General features: G+C 72.0%; 12 protein-coding genes and 1 pseudogene. 11 read left to right on the forward strand and 2 right to left on the reverse strand.

Annotated features, from left to right (window positions below; genetic code table 11):
* The 6 genes from ABB07_RS01995 (at position 1) to ABB07_RS02020 (ending at position 5,873) form a co-directional block, all read left to right on the forward strand.
* Positions 1-894, forward strand: coding sequence for an ABC transporter permease (locus ABB07_RS01995; protein ID WP_208896937.1), 894 nt, complete (start codon positions 1-3; stop codon positions 892-894).
* Positions 895-906: 12 nt separating this feature from the next.
* Positions 907-1,722, forward strand: a complete 816-nt coding sequence (locus tag ABB07_RS02000; RefSeq protein ID WP_208896938.1) for an ABC transporter permease — start codon at positions 907-909, stop codon at positions 1,720-1,722.
* A 30-nt stretch (positions 1,723-1,752) separates the two neighbouring features.
* A complete protein-coding gene (locus ABB07_RS02005; protein ID WP_244189175.1) occupies positions 1,753-2,442 on the forward strand; it encodes a maleylpyruvate isomerase N-terminal domain-containing protein in 690 nt (229 codons plus the stop codon).
* A 111-nt stretch (positions 2,443-2,553) separates the two neighbouring features.
* Entirely contained in the window at positions 2,554-2,835 is a 282-nt protein-coding gene (locus ABB07_RS02010; RefSeq protein WP_055707531.1) for a hypothetical protein, read from the forward strand.
* 228 nt (positions 2,836-3,063) lie between these two features.
* Positions 3,064-4,812, forward strand: coding sequence for a glycosyl hydrolase family 18 protein (locus tag ABB07_RS02015; protein ID WP_208896939.1), 1,749 nt, complete (start codon positions 3,064-3,066; stop codon positions 4,810-4,812).
* 179 nt (positions 4,813-4,991) lie between these two features.
* Positions 4,992-5,873 carry a DMT family transporter gene (locus ABB07_RS02020; protein WP_208896940.1) on the forward strand — a complete coding sequence of 294 codons (882 nt, stop codon included), beginning with the start codon at positions 4,992-4,994 and terminating at the stop codon, positions 5,871-5,873.
* A gap of 185 nt (positions 5,874-6,058) precedes the next feature.
* Here ABB07_RS02020 and ABB07_RS02025 read toward each other — a convergent pair whose 3' ends face one another.
* Positions 6,059-6,673 carry a TetR/AcrR family transcriptional regulator gene (locus tag ABB07_RS02025; RefSeq protein ID WP_425264672.1) on the reverse strand — a complete coding sequence of 205 codons (615 nt, stop codon included), beginning with the start codon at positions 6,671-6,673 and terminating at the stop codon, positions 6,059-6,061.
* An 85-nt stretch (positions 6,674-6,758) separates the two neighbouring features.
* Here ABB07_RS02025 and ABB07_RS02030 point away from each other — a divergent pair, with 85 nt between their 5' ends.
* The 3 genes from ABB07_RS02030 to ABB07_RS02040 all read left to right on the forward strand — a co-directional run bounded on the left by ABB07_RS02030 (position 6,759) and on the right by ABB07_RS02040 (position 9,471).
* On the forward strand, positions 6,759-7,580 hold the full coding sequence (locus ABB07_RS02030) for an SDR family oxidoreductase (protein ID WP_208896942.1): 822 nt from the start codon (positions 6,759-6,761) through the stop codon (positions 7,578-7,580).
* 212 nt (positions 7,581-7,792) lie between these two features.
* Positions 7,793-9,097: a polysaccharide deacetylase family protein gene (locus tag ABB07_RS02035; RefSeq protein WP_208896943.1), complete on the forward strand. Its 1,305-nt coding sequence runs from the start codon at positions 7,793-7,795 to the stop codon at positions 9,095-9,097.
* A gap of 101 nt (positions 9,098-9,198) precedes the next feature.
* The gene (locus tag ABB07_RS02040) at positions 9,199-9,471 is read left to right on the forward strand and encodes a hypothetical protein (RefSeq protein ID WP_208896944.1); all 273 of its coding nucleotides are present in this window, start codon (positions 9,199-9,201) and stop codon (positions 9,469-9,471) included.
* A 171-nt stretch (positions 9,472-9,642) separates the two neighbouring features.
* Here the strand turns inward: ABB07_RS02040 and ABB07_RS02045 are convergent, their stop codons facing one another.
* On the reverse strand, positions 9,643-10,032 hold the full coding sequence (locus tag ABB07_RS02045; protein ID WP_208896945.1) for a RidA family protein: 390 nt from the start codon (positions 10,030-10,032) through the stop codon (positions 9,643-9,645).
* A 36-nt stretch (positions 10,033-10,068) separates the two neighbouring features.
* Here ABB07_RS02045 and ABB07_RS02050 point away from each other — a divergent pair.
* Together ABB07_RS02050 and ABB07_RS02055 are read left to right on the forward strand one after the other, a co-directional pair.
* Positions 10,069-10,257, forward strand: a pseudogene (locus ABB07_RS02050) (LysR family transcriptional regulator); the annotation flags it as partial.
* A 390-nt stretch (positions 10,258-10,647) separates the two neighbouring features.
* A complete protein-coding gene (locus tag ABB07_RS02055) occupies positions 10,648-12,621 on the forward strand; it encodes an elongation factor G (protein ID WP_244189176.1) in 1,974 nt (657 codons plus the stop codon).
* Positions 12,622-12,674: the final 53 nt, after the last annotated feature.

Consider the following 12,674-nt stretch of genomic DNA (forward strand, 5'->3'; position numbering starts at 1 on the left):
GTGACGACCGACGTGCCGACCGCCGCCGGCCGGGGAACCGTCCGGCGGCTGGCCGGAACCCTGCACCGCAGGCCCCGGCTGCGGCTGACCCTGCTGCTCACCGCACCGCTGCTGTGGCTCGCCGTCCTCTACCTCGGCTCACTCGCGGTCCTGTTCGTCTCCGCGTTCTGGACCACGAACTCCTTCACCTCCGAGGTGGTGAAGGTCTGGTCGACGGACAACTTCCACGCGCTGCTGACCACACCCGTCTTCCGTCAGGTGATCCTGCGCAGCGTGGGCGTGGCGCTCGCGGTGACCGTGCTGTGCGCGGTGATCGCCTTCCCGGTCGCCTTCTACACCGCTCGCGTGGCCACGCCGCGACGGCGCCCGCTCCTGGTGGTGGCGATCCTCACGCCGTTGTGGGCGAGTTACCTGGTCAAGGTGTACGCCTGGCGGCTCATCCTGTCCCAGGGCGGGCTCGCCGACTGGATGCTCGCGCCGTTCGGGCTGAGCGGCCCGGGCTTCGGCCTGCCCGCCACGGTCCTGACCCTGACCTACCTGTGGCTGCCGTACATGATCCTGCCGATCCACACGGCCCTCGAACAGCTCCCGGCCGGCCTGCTCGACGCCTCGGCCGACCTCGGGGCGCGGGCCGGGCGGACCTTCCGCTCGGTGATCCTGCCGATGGTGCTGCCCTCGGTGGCGGCCGGCTCGGTGTTCACCTTCTCGCTGAGCCTCGGCGACTACATCACCGTGCAGATCGTCGGCGGCAAGACTCAGCTGATCGGCAACCTGGTGTACTCCAACATCGAGCTCAACCTGCCCATGGCCGCCGCGCTCGGCACCGTACCGGTCGTCGTGATCGTCCTGTACCTGCTGGCGATCCGCCGCACCGGTGCACTCAACAGCCTGTAGGAGAAGAGCGCCATGCATCTCAGCCGCACCGCGCGCATCGCCCTGCGCACCGGCGCCGGGCTCGGTTTCGCGGTGATCTACGTCCCGCTGCTGCTCGTCCTCGTCAACTCGCTCAATCCCGACCGCAGTGCGAGCTGGCCACCGCCCGGGCTGACGTGGCACTGGTGGTCGGTGGCGGTGCACAACGCCGGTACCCGGCAGGCGCTGTGGGTCTCGGTGAAGGCGGGGCTGGGGGCGACCGCGATCGCGCTGGTCCTCGGCACGCTCATCGCGTTCGCCGTGGCCCGGCACCGCTTCCTCGGCCGTGACACGGTGTCGTTCGTCGTGGTCCTGCCGATCGCGCTGCCCGGCATCGTCACCGGCATCGCCCTCAACTCGGCCTTCGGCACGGTGCTGGAGCCGCTCGGGGTGGGTCTCGGACTGTTCACGGTGATCGTCGGCCATGCGACGTTCTGCATCGTGGTGGTCTTCAACAACGTGGTGGCGCGGTTGCGCCGTACGTCCGCCTCGTACGAGGAGGCCGCCATGGATCTCGGCGCGACTGCCTTCCGTGCCTTCGCGGACGTCACCTTCCCGCTGGTCCGTTCCGCGCTGCTGGCGGGGGCTCTGCTCGCCTTCGCCCTCTCCTTCGACGAGATCGTGGTCACCACGTTCACCGCGGGACCCGGGATCGAGACCCTCCCGATCTGGATCTTCGACAACATGACCCGGCCGCAGCAGGCGCCGGTGGTGAACGTCGTGGCCGCCGTCCTCGTCCTGCTGTCGGTGATCCCGATCTACGTCGCCCAGCGGCTGTCCGCCGACACGGCGACGTCGAGTCGGGTGTGACACCCTGTACGGCGACGAACAGGGGGACGCGTGAGCACAGGGGACATGGGGAACGGCGCGGGCCCGGCGCGGGCGCTGCGCGCGGCGTACGAGGCGGCCTCGGCGGTCGTCGCGGGACTGGGTGACGAGGAGTCGTGGCTGCCGACCGGCTGTACCGGCTGGGCGGTCCGGGACCTCGTCTTCCACTGCCTGGGCGACGCGCAGCGCGCTCTGGTGGCCCTGCACACGCCGACGCCGAAGCCGGTGGACCGCAACGCGGTGACGTACTGGCAGGACTGGGAGCCGAACACCACCGGGGCGGCGAACGGCCGGCGCTGGGTGCGGGTGAACGCGAGCATGTTCCTCGACTTCGGTCAGCTCCAGGGGCTGTACCTGGAGACGCTGGCGGCGGTCGTGCACGCGGCGGAGGCGGCCGACCCCGCGCGGCACGTGGGCACGCAGGGGCATGTGCTGACGGCCGGGGACCTGCTGACCACCCTCGCGGTGGAGGCGACCGTCCATCACCTGGACCTGACCGTCCGGCTGCCGGGGGCGCCGGAACCGGCGCCCGAGGGGCTGGCCGTGGTGCGCACCACCCTGGACGGTCTGCTCGGCCGGCCCGCGCTCCCGGAGTGGAGCGACGCGCACTACGCGCGCGTGGGCACCGGCCGGGCCGCGCTCACCGAGGCCGAGCGCGCGGCGCTGGGCACGGCGGCCGACCGGTTCCCGCTGTTCGGCTGAGCCCGCCTCGGTGCCGGCCGGCGCCGGTCACACGCCCAACACGGGGACACATGCGGGCGACACCTGCGCGGTGCGGGGCGCGCCGAGCGGGTTGATGGAAGCCTGCGCCCCATGCACACCCCACCGAGCATCAACAGTTACGTCGACCGGGTCACCGCCGGCCCCGGCGGAGCGATGACCGACGAGGTCGGCGTCATCACCGGCGACCTGACCGTGGCCACCATCCTGCTGTCCGACGGCCACAGCGCGCGCGTCGCGATCCAGCACTCCGGCAGCGACACCTGGTACACCCTCGCCGGCAGCCCCGCGCCCGTGCCCGCCGGGCAACTCGCCGCCTACCACCGCGATCTGCTGGGCCGCATCCGCCGGGGAGGCGGCACCCGCGCCACCTGAGCCGGGCGCGGGCAGGACACCGAGGGCATGCCTCCTGACATGCCCTCAACTTCCAATCCCAGCTCTCCGTTTGACTCCCATGAACCGGCAAAAGGCCGCTCCCGCACCTTGACCGGCAGTTGGTCCAGACCAATCATGGACTAGACCAATAGACCCTCCGGGCCACAGCGCAGCACCGCCTCCGCTCCACCCCGTTCGCCTGCCTGCCGTCGTCATCCGGGAGTACCCATGCCACGTCCGAGACCCGTACGCGCCCTGCTCGCGGGCCTGGCCACCCTGGCCGCCTCCGCGGGACTCGCCCTCGGGGCAGGGGGCACCGCCCACGCGGCGACCCCGCTGCCCACCCACGTCTTCGCGCCCTACTTCGAGGCCTACAGCGGTGACAGCCCCGCCGCGCTCGCCCAGGCCTCCGGCGCCAAGTACCTGACCATGGCCTTCCTGCAGACCGACAAGAAGGGCTCCTGCACCCCGTACTGGAACGGCGACACCGGCACACCCGTCGACTCCTCCGTCTTCGGCGGCGACTTCACCACCATCCGCTCGCGCGGCGGCGACGTGATCCCCTCCCTCGGCGGCTACGCGGCCGACAACGGCGGCACGGAGATCGCCGACAGCTGTACGAACGTGGACTCCGTCGCGGCCGCCTACGAGAAGATCATCACCACCTACGGCGTCTCCCGGCTCGACATGGACGTCGAGGACAACTCGCTCACCGACACGGCAGGCATCGACCGCCGCAACCAGGCCATCAAGAAGGTCCAGGACTGGGCCGCCGCGAACGGCCGCTCGGTGCAGTTCTCCTACACCCTGCCCACCACGACCACCGGCCTCGCCGACAGCGGCCTCGCCGTGCTGCGCAGCGCGAAGAACGCCGGTGCCAGGGTCGACGTCGTCAACCTCATGACGTTCGACTACTACGACGGCGCCGCCCACCACATGGCCACCGACACCGAGACGGCCGCGAGCGGACTGCACGACCAACTGGCCCAGCTGTACCCGAACCTGTCGGATGGTCAGCTCTGGAACATGGTCGGTGTCACCGAGATGCCGGGCGTGGACGACTACGGCCCGGCGGAGACCTTCACCACCGCCGACGCCCCCACGGTGTACGACTGGGCGGTCGCCAAGGGCATCAACACCCTCTCCTTCTGGGCCCTCCAGCGCGACAACGGCGGCTGCCCCGGCTCCGGCGCCTCCGACACCTGCTCCGGCATCGCCCAGGACACCTGGTACTTCACCCACACCTTCGCGCCCTTCACCGGCGGTACGACGACCCCGCCGGCGAACGACTTCTCCGTGTCCCTCGCGCCCGCCTCCGCCTCGGTCGACCCCGGCGGCACGGCGACCGCGACGGTGAAGACCTCGGTCACCTCCGGCAGCGCACAGCCGGTCGGTCTGACGGTGAGCGGTGCGCCGAGCGGGGTGACGGCCTCCCTCAGCCCGTCCTCGGTCACCGCGGGCGGCACCTCCACCCTCACGGTGAAGACCGCCGCCGGGACGACTCCCGGCACCTATCCCCTGACCGTCACCGGCACGGCGGGCTCGACCCGGCACAGCTCCACACTCACCCTGACGGTGAAGGGTTCCTCCGGCACCGCCGTCCTGGGCGACGGCGACTTCGAGACCGGCTCGCTCACGCCGTGGACCTGCGACAGCGGCGCCACCGTGGTCTCCACCCCCGTGCACGGCGGCTCCCACGCCCTGAAGACCGTGCCCTCCTCCGCGCAGACCGGCCAGTGCGCACAGACCCTGAACCTCAAGCCGAACACCTCCTACACGCTGAGCGGCTGGGTGCAGGGCCCCTACGCCTACCTCGGCGTCGGCGGGGGCGCGACGGCCAGCACCTGGACCTCGTCCTCCTCGTGGTCGAAGCTCACCGTCCCCTTCACGACCGGCACCTCCGGCACGGTCACGGTGTACGTCCACGGCTGGTACGGCCAGGGCGCGGTTTACGCCGACGACCTCACCCTGAGCTGATCCACCGCTGCGACGGGCCCCGCTCGGCGATCACCGGGCGGGGCCGGCTCGTATGCGGCCGGCTCATATGCCGGCCTGCCGGTCACGGGAGCCGCCAACCGGCATCCCGACTCGCCCTTCCGTAGGCTGAAGAGACCCGAAGCTCCTCCGGGAGGCCTCCCCGCAGGCAGGAGACGGCCGTGATCGGACTGGCCGCGGCGTTCGCCGTCGCGGGCGCGGCGAGCAACGCCGTGGGCACCGCCTTCCAGCGCAAGGCCGCGTCGGCGAGCAGCCGCGGCGGGCTCCGGCTGCTCGCGGAGCTGGTGCGCCGCCCCTTCTGGGTGATCGGCATGTGCGGTGTGGTCTGCGCCGCGCTGTTCCAGAGCCTGGCCCTGGTGAACGGCCCGCTCGCGCTGGTCCAGCCGCTGTTCATCCTGGAGCTGCCCTTCGCGCTGCTCGTCGCCGCCCCGCTGATGCACCGGCGGCTGCCCCACTCGGGCTGGTGGGGCGTCGGCGCCTGTGTCACGGGCCTCGCCGTGCTCCTGATCGCCGCCGCCCCGCACGGCGCCGTCGACCACGCTCCGCTCAGCCGCTGGATCCCGGCGCTCTGCCTGTGCGTCGGCGGGATGGCAGCGGCGGTTCTGCTGTCCGGCCGGGACCGCTCGCCGGCCCGGCGCGCCGCGCTGCTGGCCGCCGCCTCCGCCACGGGCAACGCGCTCACCGCCGCTCTGCTGAAATCGGCCAGCGGCACCTTCGCCGACCACGGATTCGCGGCGTTCCTGCGGTCCTGGCAGACGTACGGCTTCGCGCTCGCCGGCGTCGCGGCCGTGATCCTCCTGGAGAACGCGCTCCAGGCCGGTCCGCTGGCCGCGGCGCAGCCGGCGCTCACCATCGGCGACGCGGTGGTGAGCCTGGCGCTCGGCATCACCCTGTTCGGGGAACGGATCCGCACCGGCTGGTGGCTCGTACCGGAGGCGGCCGGCGCCCTGCTGATCGTCGGCGGCGTGGTGGTGCTCAGCCGGGCCGTCCAGCACATCACCGTGGTGCCGGTCGCGGTGGAGGAACGGGACCTGGCGACCTGAGCCGGGTGAGTCCGCGGCGACGAACGGGGGCGCTCCCCTGTTCGCCACCCGGGGGGCGGCTCGGTCAGCGCGAGCGCGCCAGCCGTACGTCCGCCACGCCCCGCAGGCCGAGGAGCGGGACCTCGCCGACCCGCCGGCCGGCGCCGACGACCGGCCCGGCGCCGCGGACCCGGACGAGCGGCTCCCTACCGCCCCGCGATCCCGTCGAGCCACAGCTGGAGGCGTTCGCCCTGGTCGGCCATCAGGGCGGGATCGCGCAGGGTGTTGGTGAGGACCGACATGCCCTGGTAGGCGGCGACGAGTTCGACGGCGAGGGCGGCGGCGTCGGCGCGGCCCAGCTGGGCGAACTGGGACTCCACCCAGTCGAGCAGGGCCCGCATGACCTTCGCGGCGGCCCGGTCCAGACCGTCGTCGCGCTTGTCGAGCTCGGTGGCGAGCGTGCCGAAGGGGCAGCCGAAGCGGGCCGCGGTCTCGCGCTGGTCGACCCAGCCGGCGACGAGGGCCTTCAGTCGGGCGGCCGGGTCCGGGAGGGCGTCCAACCGGGCGGTGAGCCGGTCCAGGTGTTCGCAGTGGGCGTCCACCGCGGCTTCGACCAGCTGGTCCTTGGTCTTGAAGTAGTAGTAGACGTTGCCGAGCGGCACCTCGGCGGTGCGGGCGATGTCGCCGAGGGTGGTCTTCTCCACACCTTGCTCGTGGAACACCTGGACGGCCGCCTTGACCAGGCGCTCACGCTTGCCGCCCCGAGTGGACCGGCCGGGTCGCCCGGCCCGGGCCGTGGCGGGGGAATCTGAGTCAGTCACCTGACTAAGCATAGACAAGGGAAGGCGCCGCGAACTAAGGTCCCTATTAGTCAGTCAACTAACTCAGTCGAGTGAAGGAGCTGTCGTGATCGTTGTCACGGGCGCCACGGGGAACGTCGGACGAACCCTGGTCGCGACGTTGAGCCAGGCCAGGGAGAGGGTGACGGCCGTCGCCCGGCGCATCGGCGCGGCGGACGTGCCACCGGGAGTGCGAGCGGTGGCCGCCGATCTCGGGGAGCCACAGAGCCTCGCCCCCGCCCTGGAGGGCGCCGAGGCACTGTTCCTGCTCGTGGCCGGCGAGGATCCGGCCGGCATCCTGCGCCGGGCCGCCACGGCCGGGGTGGGGAGGGTGGTGCTGCTGTCCTCGCAGGGCGTGGGCACCCGGCCGGCCGCCTACGCGCACGCGGCCCGCTTCGAGGCGGCGGTGGCCGATTCTGGGCTGCCGTTCACCGTGCTGCGCTCGGGCGGGCTGGCCTCCAACGCGCTGGCCTGGGCCGAGCCGGTCCGCCGGCACCGCATCGCCGCGGCACCCTTCGCCGATGTGGCGCTGCCGTTCGTCGATCCGGACGACGTGGCCGCGGTGGCGGCGGCCGTACTGCGCGAGGACGGACACGACGGCGCCACGTACACGCTGACCGGCCCGGAGCCCACCACCCCACGACAGCGTGCGGCGGCGATCGCCGCCGCGCTCGGGGAACCGGTGACGTTCGTGGAACAGAGCCGCGAGGAGGCCCACGCCCAGATGGTCCGCTTCATGCCGCCCGCCGTCGCCGAGGGCACACTCGCCGTCCTGGGCGCGCCCACCCCGCGGGAGCAGGCGGTCGCCCCGGATGCGGCGCGCCTGCTCGGCCGCCCCGCGACCCCCTTCTCGGCGTGGGCGGCACGCAACGTGGCCGCGTTCCGCTGAAACACCCGGACGCAGAAGGTACCGATACCGCCCAGCCCGGACCCTCCGCCGGGCGGGTGACACCTGCGGCGGTTGGCGGCTGCTTCCCGCGCCACACCGCACTCAATTAACCAGTTTGTATGTTTATCTCCTCTATGGTGCGAGGCGTCGGGAGTTTCGGACTGAGGGTGCGCACAACGCGTCGTGGCGGAGCGCGGGTTGGGATGGTGGCCATGAGCGGAATCAGCCGCCGGAGTGTGGCACGCCTCGGCCTCGGCGCCGGCATCGGTGTGGCCGCCCTGTCGTTCGCCTCCTGCGAGGGCCGGGGCGGACTGGACGGCTTCCCCGGGAGCCCGGACGAGCCGCGGTCGTACCGGCTGATCGGCGACGGCTCGACGGCGTACACCGGACGCCAGCCGCACCAGCCGGCGTCGCCCATGGCGCTCGAACCCGGGCGGACACCGCCGCAGTTCGTGGTGTTCTCCTGGGACGGCGCCGGCGAGTTGGGCACCGGCCTGTTCCCGCGCTTCCTGGAACTCGCCCGCGACCACGGCGCGCACATGACCTTCTTCCTGTCCGGCCTCTACCTCCTGCCGGAGGACAAGAAGCGGCTCTACGACCCGCCGAACAATCCGCTCGGCGCCTCGGACATCGGCTACCTCACCGACGGGCACCTCAAGGAGACGCTGAAGTACGTCCGTCAGGCCTGGCTGGACGGCCACGAGATCGGCACACACTTCAACGGGCACTTCTGCGAGGGTCCCGGATCGGTGGCCAACTGGACCCCCGCACAGTGGCACTCCGAGATCGAGCAGGCGAGGTCCTTCGTCAAGTCGTGGCGCACCCACACCGGTTGGCACGACGAGCCGTCGCTCCCCTTCGACTACGACAAGGAACTCGTGGGCGGTCGCACCCCCTGCCTGCTCGGGCAGGCGAACCTGCTGCCGGTCGCACGGGAACTCGGCTGGCGCTACGACGCCTCCTCACCGGGCGGGCTGCAGCGCTGGCCGAGGAAGCGGCACGGCGTCTGGGACCTGCCGCTGCAGAGCATCCCCTTCCCCGGGCACACCTTCGAGGTGCTGTCGATGGACTACAACATGCTGGCGAACCAGTCCAAGAACTCGACGCGGGCACCCGCCTACAACTACCCCTACTGGCGGGCCCAGGCGACACAGGCGTACCTGGCCGGATTCCAGCGGGCGTACGAGACCAACCGGGCGCCGCTGTTCATCGGCAACCACTTCGAGCACTGGAACGGCGGCATCTACATGGACGCGGCCGAAGAGGCGCTGAAGCAGATCGCCGACCGGGAGGACGTCCGTCTGGTCTCCTTCCGGCAGTTCGTCGACTGGCTCGACGCCCAGGACCCCGAGATCCTCGCGAAGCTGCGCAGCCTCCAGGTCGGTGAGAAGCCGGAGGGCGGGTGGTCGGAGTTCCTGCGCCCGGCGAACCGCGAACGGAACGGGGCGGACACCGAGGCGGACGCGGAGGTCGACGCCGAGGCGGAGAATGCCGGGCAGCGGGCGGAGGAGCGCTGAACAGCCGCCCCCCGCACGTCGATCCACCTCTCCACCTTCAAGGCCACTTTCCGCCGATTGGACTTTGTCCGTGCGGCTTTGGCCTTCCTGGTGTGAGGGTCATGGCACCACAGGAACCCGCCGGTGACACGCCTGCCGGAGATGTCGTCGTCGGGGTGAGCGACTCGCTCGCCGGGCCGGCCGCGTTGCGCCGCGGCATCCTGGAGGCCCGCAGAGCCCGCCGCAGGCTGGTGGCCGTGCGAGCCTGGGAACCGCCGGCGGGCGATGCCCTGTACCGGCGGTGGCCCGAGCCGTCGTGGGCCCGGCTGCGGGCCGACGAGGCACGGCGGCAGCTGGAGCGGGCCTTCGAACTGGCAGCCGGCCGGGCTTGCTGACGTGAGCCGGGACAGGCCGGGTGATGTGATCCGGGCCGGGCGTGGTGACCGATCCGGCACGGGCTGGTGACGTGGGCTGGACGGGCCCGATGCGGTGAGCGGCAAAGGGGCCTGGCGTCCTGAACCGGGCGGACGCTCGAGCCGTGGACCTGGCCGTGACGCGGGGCGGGATCAACCGGCGCGGCGGCGGGCGTCGACCTCGATCTCGATCTTCATGCGGGGGTCGGCGAGGCCGCACTCCAGCATGGTGGCGGCCGGACGGACGGTGCCGAAGCAGCGGCGCAGCACCGGCCAGCAGGGCTCGAAGTCCGCGCGGTCCGGCAGCAGATAGCGCACCCGCACCACGTCGGCGAAGGTGCACTTCGCCTCGGTGAGCGCGGCCTCGATGTTGCGCAGGCACTGCTCGGCCTGCTCCACGACGTCGTCCGGGATGGTCATGGTGGCGTAGTCGAACCCGGTGGTTCCGGACACATGCACCCAGTCGCCGTCGACCACGGCACGGGCGTAACCGATCTGCTCCTCGAACGTCGAGCCGCTGAGGATCGCACGTCGCTCTGTCATGCACGGAACGCTAGATGACCAGTGCCGATACGTCTAATACGGGCTTCTGGACGAGCTGATGTCCCTGGGGACAGGGACCGCCCGGAACACCCGCTGCCGCAACTGCGCGCCTTCCTCGTGCTCGCCGAGGAACCACACTTCGGTCATCCCGCCGCCCGTCTCGGCATCGCCCACCCCCCGTTGAGCCAGCAGATCCGCCGACTGGAGGAGAAGCCCGGGTACGCGTCCGGCCCGTACGGCGTCCTCGGCGACCCCGACGTGCCCGCGCACGCCCGGCGCGGCCATCTGCGGGCCGGCCGCGAGCACGACGCCTGGGACGCGCTCACCACCATCGTGGCCCCGACGCTGATCCTCCACGGCAGCCAGGACCGCCTCACACCCGCGGCCAACCTCTCCCTGCTCGCCGCCCGCATCCCCACATCGACGACGGCCACGGCCAGGGGAGGGAAATCCCGCTCCACTTCGACCGCCGGCCCCGAAATTCCCTCGCTGCCCGCTGTCCGATGTGCCAGGCTTGCGGAAGCAGCCCTCTGTGACCAAGGAGACGACCGATGCGCCGACAGTTCATGTCCCACACGAAAGGAACGGCCATCAATCCGAAGGACATGACACTCTGTGCGCACTACGTCTCGCACGCTGAACCTGGGGATCCTGGCGCATGTCGACGCCGGTAAGACGAGCCTGACCGAGCGGCTGCTGTACGCGGCCGGGGTCATCGAGGAGATCGGCAGCGTCGACGCGGGCAGCACCCGGACCGACAGCCTGGAGCTGGAACGCCGCCGTGGCATCACCATCAGGACGGCGGTCGCCAACTTCCTCCTCGGCAGCGGCGGTTCGGCCGTCTCCGTGAATCTGGTCGACACCCCTGGACACCCCGATTTCATCGCCGAGGTCGAACGCGTCCTCGGTGTCCTGGACGGCGCGGTGCTCGTCGTCTCCGCCGTGGAGGGCGTGCAGCCGCAGACCCGCGTGCTGATGCGGACGCTGAAACGGCTCGGCATCCCCACCCTGCTGTTCATCAACAAGGCCGACCGGCGCGGCGCCGACGACGCCCGCGTGCTGCGCGAGATCGAGCGCAGGCTCGATGTGCCGGTGATCCCCATGGTGCGGATCGCCGACGGCCTCGGCACGGCCGACGCGCGGGCGGTGGCCTTCGCACCGGAGGACAGCGCGTTCACGCAGAACCTCCTGGACGCGCTCACCCTCCATGACGACACCCTGCTCGACGCGTTCGTCACCGACGCTCGCTCCGTCACGTACGAGCGGCTGCGTACCGCGCTCGCCGCACAGGCCCGCGCCGGGCGCGTCCACCCCGTCTACGCCGGCTCGGCGATCAGCGGCACGGGTGTCGCCGAACTCCTCGAGGGCATAAGGGAATTCCTGCCCATCGGGTGCGGGGATGCCGGAGAGCCGCTGTCGGGTCGGGTGTTCAAGGTGGAGCGCGGCAAGAGCGGCGAGAAGATCGCGTACGTCCGGCTGTTCTCCGGTGAACTCAGGGTCTGCGACCGCGTCCCGGTCGCGGGGCGCGAGGGCAAGGTCACGGACCTGGCCGTCTTCGACCGGGGCGCGGTGGAACGCCGGGCGTCGGTTCGAGCCGGTCAGATCGCGGTGCTGCGCGGTCTCGCCGACGTCCGGATCGGGGACGGGATCGGCCGGGAGCCGGACGACCGGCCGTACCGGCATGTCTTCGCGCCGCCCTCGCTGGAGACCGTCGTGGTGCCCGCCGAGCCGGCCGACCGGGGCGCGCTCCACCTGGCCCTGACCCAACTCGCCGAGCAGGACCCGCTGATCGGGCTGCGCCGGGATCCGGAAGGGCAGGACCTGTCCGTCTCCCTGTACGGCGAGGTGCAGCAGGAGGTCCTCGCCACCACGCTGGCCGAGGAGTACGGGCTCACGGTCGCGTTCCGGGAGACCACCCCGATCTGCGTGGAGCGCGTCACCGGGACCGGAGCGGCGTACGAGATCCTCGACCACGACGGGAATCCGTTCCTGGCCACCGTGGGGCTGCGGGTGGAGCCGGCGCCGGTCGGCGGCGGGGTCGTGTTCCGCCGCGAGGTCGAACTCGGCTCGCTCCCGCTGGGCTTCATGCGCGCTGTCGAGGAGACGGTCCACGCCACGCTGCGGCAGGGCCTGTACGGCTGGCAGGTGCCCGACTGCGTGGTGACGATGACCCACTCCGGCTTCTGCAGCATCCGCAGCACGGCCGGCGAGTTCCGCGCCCTGACCCCGCTGGTCCTGATGACCGCGCTGCGCCGGGCCGGGACTGTCGTGCACGAGCCGATGCACCGCTTCCGCCTGGAGTTCCCACAGGGCGCCTGCGCGGTCGTGTTGTCGGCCCTGGCCCGCCGCCGCGCCGTCGCGGACCCGCCCGTGGTGCTCGGGGACGCGTACGTCGTCGGCGGCCACCTGCCCGCCGACCAGGTACACGGCCTGGAAGCCGAGCTGCCCGAACTCACCGGCGGCGAGGGCGTCCTGGAGACGGCGTTCGACCACCACCGCCCGGCCACGGCTCCACGAACCCGCACACGCACCGACCACGACCCGCTGCACCGCGCGGCATACCTGCTGCACGCGCACCGCAGGGTGTGAGCCGCCGGGACCAGCCGAACGGTCACCGCGCCCGGCCGGTGTGCGGCAGGGCC

Origin of the sequence: Streptomyces incarnatus, assembly GCF_001027185.1 — a bacterium.
Lineage (GTDB): Bacteria > Actinomycetota > Actinomycetes > Streptomycetales > Streptomycetaceae > Streptomyces > Streptomyces puniciscabiei.

What these genes read in the sequence shown, in the direction of transcription:
- ABB07_RS02010 (WP_055707531.1), top strand. Translation starts at nt 2,554, where the DNA reads ATGCACACCCCACCGAGCATCAACAGTTACGTCGACCGGGTCACCGCC.
- ABB07_RS02015 (WP_208896939.1), top strand. Translation starts at nt 3,064, where the DNA reads ATGCCACGTCCGAGACCCGTACGCGCCCTGCTCGCGGGCCTGGCCACC.
- ABB07_RS02000 (WP_208896938.1), top strand. Translation starts at nt 907, where the DNA reads ATGCATCTCAGCCGCACCGCGCGCATCGCCCTGCGCACCGGCGCCGGG.
- ABB07_RS02035 (WP_208896943.1), top strand. Translation starts at nt 7,793, where the DNA reads ATGAGCGGAATCAGCCGCCGGAGTGTGGCACGCCTCGGCCTCGGCGCC.
- ABB07_RS02045 (WP_208896945.1), bottom strand. Translation starts at nt 10,032, where the DNA reads ATGACAGAGCGACGTGCGATCCTCAGCGGCTCGACGTTCGAGGAGCAG.
- ABB07_RS02040 (WP_208896944.1), top strand. Translation starts at nt 9,199, where the DNA reads ATGGCACCACAGGAACCCGCCGGTGACACGCCTGCCGGAGATGTCGTC.